This window comes from Micrococcus sp. APC 4021 (assembly GCF_030407635.1).
GTDB lineage: Bacteria > Actinomycetota > Actinomycetes > Actinomycetales > Micrococcaceae > Micrococcus > Micrococcus luteus.
Map to the genome: position 1 here is coordinate 1 of NZ_JASDCZ010000093.1, position 9,075 is coordinate 9,075.

A 9,075-nucleotide genomic window follows, 5' to 3' on the forward strand; every position below is an offset into this window, starting at 1 on the left:
GCCCGCCGCTCGAGGCCGCCCCGCCCACCCGTCGCGCCGAGGCCCCGGAGACCCACGCCGGCACCACGCCGGCCACGCCCCTGGGCGGCGCCCCGGAGCTGGATCCGACCGCGGCCTCGTCCGGCCGTGCGGAGGACGCCACCCCGGCGACCCGCCGCGAGGCCCGCGCCGCCCAGTCGGCGGCAGCCGCCGGGACTGCTGGGACCGCCGCACCGACGTCGTCGACGCCCACGACCGTGGCCCCGGACACCTCCACCTCCTCCGCCCCCACGGATGAGGAGCCCGCCGAGGACGACACCGAGGGCGCCGCCCTCCCGGACCTGCGGGCGGACCGCGACGAGACCCGAGCCTCGGACGCCGAGGGTGAGTCGAAGCTGGCCCAGGTCGGCGCCGTGGCGGCCTCCGCGTTCGAGACCGTGCGTGACAAGGTCGCCGTCCCGCTGCGGGACAACGTGGCCGTGCCCGCCAAGGACACGGTCGTGAAGGTGGTCAAGGACAAGCTGTCCCAGGCGCAGGAGCGCCGCTGGGGCAAGCGCTGACCGGAACAACCGCCCCACGACGACGGCGGCCGCCCCCTCGTGTGAGGGAGCGGCCGCCGCGCGTTCAGCGGAGCCCGCGCGGGCGCCCGCCGGGGGAAGGAGCCGTCAGATGCGGGCCTCGCCGCCGGCCTCGACGCCCGGGATGCCGTCGCCCTCGTGGCGCTTGACCTCGTCCTCGATGCGCTGGCCGATCGTGGCGTCCACGTTCTTCCAGTACTCGAAGGCGCGGGCCTGGACGTCCTGGCGGACGCCCTTCAGCGCGCCGGCCACGGTCTCCACGAAGTCCTCGCGCTCCTGGGCCGAGAAGACCTCGCGGACGAGGGTGCCGGCCTGACCGAAGTCGTCGTCGTCCGCGCGCAGGGCCTGGGCCTCGCGGGTCAGGGTGCCGTCGGCCTCCCAGCCGTCGTCCACCGGGCCGGTCTCGTCCGACCAGGAGTCGCCGTTGGAGTTCGGCGCGTAGGTGGAGCGGTCGCCGGTGTGGTCGTACCACATCTGGCCGTCGAAGGCGTAGTTGTGCACCGCGTTCTTGGGACGGTTCACCGGCAGCTGGTTCACGTGGGCGCCCACGCGGTACAGCTGGGCGTCGTGGTACGCGAAGGCGCGGCCCAGGAGCATGCGGTCCGGGGAGAGGCCGATGCCCGGCACGGTGTTGCTCGGGCTGAACGCGGCGGACTCGATCTGCGCGAAGTGGTTCTCCGGGTTGCGGTTCAGGGTCAGCGTGCCGACCTTGATGCGCGGGTAGTCCTTCTTGGAGATCGTCTTCGTCAGGTCGAAGGGGTTGAACCGGTAGGTCTTGCCCTCCTCGTAGGGGATCGCCTGGATGTAGAGGTCCCACTTGGGGTGGTCGCCCTTGGCGATGGACTCGAACAGGTCCTGGCGGTGGAAGTCGGCGTTCTCGCCGGCGATCTTGGTGGCCTCGTCGTTCGAGAGGCCGTGCACGCCCTGCTGGGAGATGAAGTGGTACTTCACCCAGTGCTTCTCGCCCTGGGCGTTGACCCACAGGTAGGTGTGGGAGCCGTAGCCGTTCATCTCACGCCAGGTGCGGGGCAGGCCGCGCGGGCCCATCAGGTAGGTCACCTGGTGCGCCGACTCGGGGTTGTTGGTCCAGAAGTCCCACTGCATGGTGGCATCGCGCAGGCCGGAGTCCGGCAGACGCTTCTGCGAGCGGATGAAGTGGGTGAACTTCATCGGGTCGCGCAGGAAGAAGATCGGGGTGTTGTTGCCGACGATGTCGTAGTTGCCCTCCTCGCTGTAGAAGCGCAGTGCGAAGCCGCGCACGTCGCGCCAGGTGTCCGGGGAGCCGAGCTCGCCAGCCACGGTGGAGAAGCGCAGGAGGGTCTCGGTCTTCGTGCCGGGCTGGAACACGAGGGCCTTGGTGTACTTCGACACGTCCTCGGTCACCTCGAACTCGCCGAAGGCGCCGGAGCCCTTGGCGTGCGGGCGGCGCTCCGGGATGTTCATGCGGTTGAAGTGCTGGTGGGTCTCCAGCAGGTGGGTGTCGTGCAGGACGATGGGCCCCTCGCTGCCCACGGTCAGGGACTGGCGGTCGCTGACGGCCGGGGCGCCGTTCTGGCGGGTGGAACCGGTCGCGTGCGGGGTCGTCTTCTGGTACTCCGTCATGGAACTCTCCTTCGTCGATCGACGTCGGCCGCGCACCGATCGGCGCGGTGGGCGGCGTCATCCCCGATCTTGGCATATTTCTGAATCAGTCAAAAGAACCGGGTGCCGGGGTCGGTCGCCGGGGCCGCGGGCCGCCGTCGCGCAGGCCCGACGACGGCGCCTGGTCACTAGGATGGAGGGCACCGGAGCCTTCCGGCCGCACAGACCCCCGTTCGAAGGGAACCCCCGTGACGCAGACGCCCGACATCAACACCCAGCCCCTCGCCGAGGTGGACCCGGAGATCGCCGCGGCGCTCGCGGACGAGCTCGGCCGCCAGCGGGGCACGCTCGAGATGATCGCCTCGGAGAACTTCGTGCCGCGCGCCATCCTCGAGACGCAGGGCTCGGTGCTGACCAACAAGTACGCGGAGGGCTACCCGGGCCGCCGCTACTACGGCGGCTGCGAGTTCGTGGACGTGGCCGAGAACCTGGCCATCCAGCGCGCCAAGGACCTGTTCGGCGCCGAGCACGCCAACGTCCAGCCGCACGCCGGCGCCCAGGCCAACGTGGCCGTGATGACCTCGCTGCTGGACCACGGGGACACGATGATGGGCCTGTCCCTGGCGCACGGCGGCCACCTGACGCACGGCATGAAGCTGAACTTCTCCGGCAAGAACTACAGCATCGCCGCGTACGAGGTGGAGCCGGACACCCACCGCATCGACATGGACAAGGTGCGCGAGAAGGCCCTCGAGGCCCGGCCGAAGGTGATCGTGGCCGGCTGGTCCGCCTACCCCCGTCAGCTCGACTTCGCCGCCTTCCGCTCGATCGCGGACGAGGTCGGCGCCCGGCTCTGGGTGGACATGGCCCACTTCGCCGGCCTCGTGGCCGCCGGCCTGCACCCGAACCCGGTGCCGCACGCCGACGTCGTCTCCTCCACCGTGCACAAGACCCTCGCCGGCCCCCGTTCGGGCTTCATCCTCTCCACCGAGGAGCTGAAGAAGAAGATCGACTCCGCCGTGTTCCCGGGCCAGCAGGGCGGCCCGCTGATGCACGCGATCGCGGGCAAGGCCGTGGCCTTCAAGATCGCCGGCTCCGAGGACTTCAAGGAGAAGCAGGAGCGCACCCTGGCCGGCGCGCAGATCCTGGCCGAGCGCCTGACCGCCCCGGACATGGCCGAGCACGGCATCTCGGTGCTCACCGGCGGCACGGACGTGCACCTGGTCCTGGTGGACCTGCGCGAGTCCCAGCTGGACGGCAGGCAGGGCGAGGACATCCTGCACGAGGTCGGCATCACGGTGAACCGCAACTCGGTGCCGTGGGACCCGCGTCCGCCGATGACCACCTCCGGCCTGCGCATCGGCACCCCCGCGCTGGCCTCCCGCGGCTTCGGCGAGGCCGAGTTCCGCGAGGTGTCCGACGTCATCGCCGAGGCGCTGAAGCCGAGCCCGGACGTGGAGGCGCTGCGCGCCCGCGTCGTGAAGCTCACCGAGGACTTCCCGCTGTACGACGGCCTCGAGGGCTGGTGAGCCGCCGATGACCGCGAAGGTCCTGGACGGCAAGGCCACCTCCGCCGCGATCAAGGAGGAGTTGCGCGGCCGCGTGGCCGCCCTCGCCGAGCGTGGGCGCACCCCCGGCCTCGGCACCCTGCTCGTGGGTGAGGACGCCGGCTCGCAGAAGTACGTGGCGGGCAAGCACCGCGACTGCGCCGAGGTGGGCATCGAGTCCATCCAGCGTGAGCTGCCCGCGGACGCGACGGAGGAGCAGATCCTCGACGTCGTGCGCGAGCTGAACGAGGACCCGGCCTGCACGGGCTACATCGTCCAGCTGCCGCTGCCGAAGCACGTGGACACCCAGAAGGTGCTCGAGGCCATCGACCCGGACAAGGACGCGGACGGCCTGCACCCCATGAACCTGGGGCGGCTCGTGGCCTCGGTCGGCGGCGAGCTGGACTCGCCGCTGCCGTGCACCCCGGCCGGCTGCGTCGAGCTGCTGCGCCACCACGGTGTGGAGCTGGCCGGCAAGCACGTGCTCGTGATCGGCCGCGGCGTGACCATCGGCCGGCCCGCCGGCCTCGTGCTCACCCGCCGCGAGGTCAACGCCACCGTGACCCTGGCCCACACCGGCACCACGAACCTCGACGAGCTGCTGGCGAGCGCCGACGTCGTGATCGCCGCCGCCGGCTCCGCCCACATGGTGAAGCCGGAGCAGGTCAAGGAGGGCGTGATCGTCCTGGACGTGGGCGTCTCGCGCGTGACCGGCCAGGACGGGAAGTCCCGCGTCCTGGGCGATGTGGACCCGGCCGTGAAGGAGAAGGCGGCCTGGATGGCGCCGAACCCGGGCGGCGTCGGGCCGATGACCCGCGTCATGCTGCTGGCGAACGTCGTCGAGGCCGCCGAGCGCGCCGCCGACGGCGAGGACTGGGCCGGGGAGCGGGCCGGAGCCTGACCTCTCCCACTCCCGCGACCAACCCTGCGATATGGCCCCCATCCACCCCGGATGGGGGCCATATCGCAGGGTTCGTCGCCGAGGGGGCGGCGCGCGTCCGGGCGGGTGGTGCGCCTATGCTGTCGCCTTGTGAGTCACACCACTCTGCACGCGTCCCCCGGCGACGCCTCCGTCATCCGTGCCCGTGGGCTGCGCAAGCAGTACGGCGAGTTCCACGCCGTGAAGGGCATCGACCTGGACGTGCGCCCCGGGGAGTGCTTCGGCCTGCTCGGCCCCAACGGCGCGGGCAAGTCCACCACCATGCGCATGCTCGCGGGCACCTCGCAGCGCACCGCGGGCGAGCTGACCATCCTGGGCATCGACCCGGAGGAGGACGGGCCGGCCGTCCGTGCGCGCCTGGGCGTGGTGCCGCAGCAGGACAACCTGGACGAGGAGCTCACCGCCCGGGAGAACATCCTGATCTACGGCCGCTACTTCGGCCTGCCCTACTCGTACCTGCGGCCCAAGGCCGAGGAGCTGCTGGCCTTCGCCCAGCTCACCGAGAAGGCGGACGCCAAGGTCACCGACCTCTCCGGCGGCATGAAGCGCCGGCTGGTGATCGCCCGCGCCCTGGTCAACGAGCCGGCCCTCTTCCTCCTCGACGAGCCCACCACGGGCCTGGACCCGCAGGCCCGCCACATCCTGTGGGACCGCCTCTACCGGCTCAAGGAACGCGGCACCACGCTGCTGCTGACCACGCATCACATGGACGAGGCGGAGCAGCTGTGCGACCGGCTCGTCGTGGTCGACGGCGGCGAGATCATGGCCGCCGGCACCCCCGCCGAGCTCATCCGCGAGCACGCCTCCCGCGAGGTCCTCGAGGCGCGCTTCGGCGCGGACCGCAACGAGGCCGCGGCCCGCACCGTCCAGGCCCACGCAGGTGACGGCGTCGTGCACCGCGTCGAGGTCCTCCCGGACCGCGTCCTCGTCTACGCCCGACGCGCGGACGACCTGCACGACGTCGTGCAGCGCCTCGTCGACGAGGGCGCCCTGCCCGCCCCCGTCACCACGCTGACCCGCCGCGCGAGCCTCGAGGACGTGTTCCTCATCCTCACCGGCCGCACCCTGGTGGACTGACCCGTGCCGTCCCCCACCACGACGACGGCCCCCGGCCCCGCCTCGCCCGCCGGGCCGCTGCGCCCGCCGCACACCGCCGCCGAGTCCGCGGAGCGCGTGAAGCGCCGCGGCGCCCTGTACTTCGCCGAGCACCAGCTGCGGAACATGCGCCGCTACGGCGCGGTGCTGATCGTCGGCGCCCTCGGCGAGCCCGTGCTCTACCTGCTGGCCATGGGCCTGGGCCTGGCCCAGCTCATGGGCGGCGGGATGCCGCAGGACGCCCTGGGCGGGGTCTCCTACGTCGCGTTCATCGCCCCGGCGCTGCTGGCCTCGGGCGCGTTGATGACCGCGTCCGTCGAGTTCTCCTACCCGGTGATGGGCGGGTTCCAGTGGCACCGCACGTACTACGCCGCGCAGGCCACTCCGCTGTCTCCGGCGCAGATCGCCCTGGGCCATCTCGCGGCCGTGAGCCTGCGGTTCGTGTTCCAGGCTGCCGTGTTCCTGCTGGTGATGCTGGCGTTCGGGGTCGTCTCGAGCCCGTGGGCATGGGTGCAGGTCCTCACCGCCACGCTCGGCGGGCTCGCCGTCGGCGCGCCGATCATGGCGTTCGCCGCCTCCCTGAAGGAGGACAAGGGCCAGTTCGCCACCCTGCAGCGGCTCGTGGTCATGCCCCTGTTCCTGTTCTCCGCCACCTTCTACCCGCTGGACGTACTGCCCGTGTGGCTGCGCTGGATCGGCTGGCTCTCCCCGCAGTGGCATGCCGCCCAGCTCGGCCGCATGCTCTCCTACGGGATGGCCGAGCCGGCCTGGCTCACCGTGGTGCACGTGGCGTTCCTGCTGGCCCTCGCGCTCGGCGGGGCCCGGCTCGCGGTGCGGATCTACACGCGCCGCCTCGGCTGGGTCCGCGGCACCCCGGACCGCGACGCCGGCACGGCCGCCCGTCGGGACCGTGCCCCGCGCCTGGGCCGCCGTGCCCCGCGCCTGGGCCGCCGTGCCGCGCGCACCGGGGCCGCCCGCGCCGACGTCGCACCCGCCGCCGCGCAGGCGGACCCGGCCGCGCCGTCGTCGTCGGTGGTGCGGGAACACGCCGTCGCCGTGCCGCCCCTGCCCGAGATCCCCGTGCGCCGCGGGCCGCTGGCCGGCGCGTACTCGGGCAACGTGCGCGCGGTGATGGAGCGGGCGTTCCTGTCCCTGAAGTCCAACAACTGGGTGGTGTTCTTCTCCGGGTTCTTCGAGCCCGTGCTCTACCTGGCCTCCCTGGGACTGGGTCTCGGTGCGCTGGTCGGCGACGTGGCCGGCCCGGATGGCACCCCCGTCCCGTACGGCATGTACCTCGCCCCCGCACTGCTGGCGGTCTCGGCGATGAACGGCGCCATCTACGACTCCACGTGGAACGTGTTCTTCAAGCTGCGCTACGCGAAGACGTACCAGACCATGCTCTCCACGCGGCTGGGCCCGCTGGACGTGGCGCTCGGGGAGATCGCGATGGCGCTGCTGCGCGGGCTGATCTACGCGGTCGGCTTCCTGATCGTCATGACCGTGGCCGGGCTCGTCACCTCGTGGACGGCGCTGCTCATGATCCCCGGCGCCCTGCTCGTGGCGCTGGGCTTCGCCTCCCTCGGCATGGCGGTGACGAGCTGGATGAAGACGTTCCAGCACATGGACTGGGTCCAGATCGTGCTGATGCCCATGTTCCTGTTCTCGGCCACGTTCTTCCCGCTCGCGGTCTACCCGGAGCCGATCCAGTGGGTGATCCGCGTGTTCCCGCTGTGGCACGCCGTGGAGATGATGCGCGCCCTCGCGGTGGGCGTGCTGAGCTGGGCGACCGCCGGCCACGTCCTCTACTTCGTGGTGATGGCCGGCGTCGGGGTGTGGCTCGCCGCCCGCCGGCTCGGCGCGCTGTTCCTGCGCTGAGGCCCCCGCGGGCCGGTCAGGCCGCGCGCGCGGCGCGGCGCCGCCGGACCACGTCCAGGGCCGCGACCGCGGCGGTGAGCGCCCAGCACACGGCCACCATGCCCATGGCGGTCGAGGCCGCGTGCGCGTACGCCGCGGCCGACGGCGGACCGGCGCTCTCGCCGGCGGCGCCGGCCAGGGCCGCGAAGAACGCGCCCGTCACCACGGACAGGCCCAGGGCGGTGCCGAGGCGCTGCGCCGTCTGGGCGACGCCGCCGGCCGCCCCCGCCTCGTGGCCGGCGACGTCGTCCATCATCAGCACCTGCGTGCTGGTGAGCAGCAGGGCCTGCGAGGCCGACTGCACGATCAGCCCCACCCCCACGATCCACGGCGACCACGCGCCGGCCGCGCTGCGCTCGAACGCGAGCGCGAGCACCCCCAGCGACACGAGGCCCACCAGAGCGCCGAGCAGCACGAGCACGGGCCCCCGCCGCTGCACCATCGAACCCACCCACGGGGACAGGGAGGCCACGACGACGGCGCCGGGCAGACCCACGAGGCCGGCCTCGAGCGGCGTGAACCCCATGCCGCGCTGCAGGAAGATCGCCACGATCGCGAACACCGCCGGCATGGTGGCCAGGTAGATGGTGGACTCGAGCGCGCCGATCGTGAAGGACGGCCGCCGGAACAGGGCCGGGTCCACCATGGGCTGCACGCCGGTGGCCGACGCCCGGGCCTTCACGCGCTTCTCCCACAGCCACCACGCCGTCACGAGCGCGGCGGCGAGGACCAGCAGCCAGGCGGTGCCCGGGACGATGAACGGCACCATGAGGCTCACCCCGCCGGCGCCGAGCAGCAGGGCGCCCACCGGATCGAGCGCGGCGATCCCGCGTGGTCCGGGGGCGGGGGGCAGGCCGTGCACGCGGGTGGGCGGCGGCAGCCAGAGGGCGCCCATCGCGACGGCGGCCAGGCCCACGGGCACGTTCATGAGGAACGTGGAGCGCCAGCCCCACTCGGGGCCGAACGCGCCGAGGAACAGCCCGCCGAGCAGGGGCCCCACGGCCACGCCGAGGCCCACCACGGTGCCGAAGAGCCCGTAGGCCCGCCCGCGGGCGCGGCCGTGGAAGTTCGACTGGATGAACCCGATGACCTGGGGGTTGAACACGCCCGCGCCCAGGCCCGTGAGCAGGCGCCCGGCATTGAGCAGCAGAGTGTCCCCGGCCAGGCCGGAGAGCAGGGAGCCGAGCATGTACAGCGTGATGCCCGCCAGGAACAGGTTCTTGCGCCCCCACAGGTCGCCGGCGCGGCCCGCGGCCACGAGCACGGTGCCGAACGTCAGCGTGTACCCCGCCAGCACCCACTGCAGATCCGCGCTCGTGGCGTCCAGGCCCGACTCGATGGCCGGCAGCGCCACGTTCACCACGGACACGCTCATCAACGCGAGGAAGAGCGGCATGAGCAGTGCGGTGAGGATGCAGCGCTGGTCAGGGGTGAAGGCCCC

The 9,075-nt window shown here is 72.6% G+C and carries 6 protein-coding genes and 1 pseudogene; 5 read left to right on the top strand and 2 right to left on the bottom strand.

The features are described from left to right. A pseudogene (locus tag QL983_RS08590) lies at positions 1–539 on the top strand (hypothetical protein); the annotation flags it as partial. 105 nt (positions 540–644) lie between these two features. Here QL983_RS08590 and QL983_RS08595 read toward each other — a convergent pair. Then, positions 645–2,159, bottom strand: a complete 1,515-nt coding sequence (locus tag QL983_RS08595) for a catalase (protein ID WP_041102947.1) — start codon at positions 2,157–2,159, stop codon at positions 645–647. Positions 2,160–2,386: 227 nt separating this feature from the next. On the opposite strand from QL983_RS08595, the gene glyA reads away from it, so the two are divergent. The 4 genes from glyA to QL983_RS11455 all read left to right on the top strand — a co-directional run bounded on the left by glyA (position 2,387) and on the right by QL983_RS11455 (position 7,595). After that, positions 2,387–3,667 (top strand): serine hydroxymethyltransferase, encoded by a 1,281-nt coding sequence (gene glyA, locus QL983_RS08600; RefSeq protein WP_060974380.1) that lies wholly within the window; start codon positions 2,387–2,389, stop codon positions 3,665–3,667. A 7-nt stretch (positions 3,668–3,674) separates the two neighbouring features. Continuing rightward, positions 3,675–4,586 (top strand): bifunctional methylenetetrahydrofolate dehydrogenase/methenyltetrahydrofolate cyclohydrolase, encoded by a 912-nt coding sequence (locus QL983_RS08605; protein ID WP_144824697.1) that lies wholly within the window; start codon positions 3,675–3,677, stop codon positions 4,584–4,586. Positions 4,587–4,715: 129 nt separating this feature from the next. After that, a complete protein-coding gene (locus tag QL983_RS08610; RefSeq protein WP_010079358.1) occupies positions 4,716–5,702 on the top strand; it encodes an ABC transporter ATP-binding protein in 987 nt (328 codons plus the stop codon). A gap of 3 nt (positions 5,703–5,705) precedes the next feature. After that, complete coding sequence (locus QL983_RS11455; protein WP_326847678.1) at positions 5,706–7,595, top strand: ABC transporter permease; 1,890 nt, start codon at positions 5,706–5,708, stop codon at positions 7,593–7,595. A 16-nt stretch (positions 7,596–7,611) separates the two neighbouring features. On the opposite strand, the gene QL983_RS08625 is transcribed toward QL983_RS11455, so the two are convergent. Continuing rightward, positions 7,612–9,075, bottom strand: a 1,464-nt coding sequence (locus QL983_RS08625; RefSeq protein ID WP_290152323.1) for an MFS transporter, incomplete at its 5' end; no start/stop codon positions are given.

Bases quoted from the DNA above. Each gene is read 5' to 3' on its own strand.
- QL983_RS08595 (WP_041102947.1), bottom strand. From the start codon at position 2,159: ATGACGGAGTACCAGAAGACGACCCCGCACGCGACCGGTTCCACCCGC.
- QL983_RS08605 (WP_144824697.1), top strand. From the start codon at position 3,675: ATGACCGCGAAGGTCCTGGACGGCAAGGCCACCTCCGCCGCGATCAAG.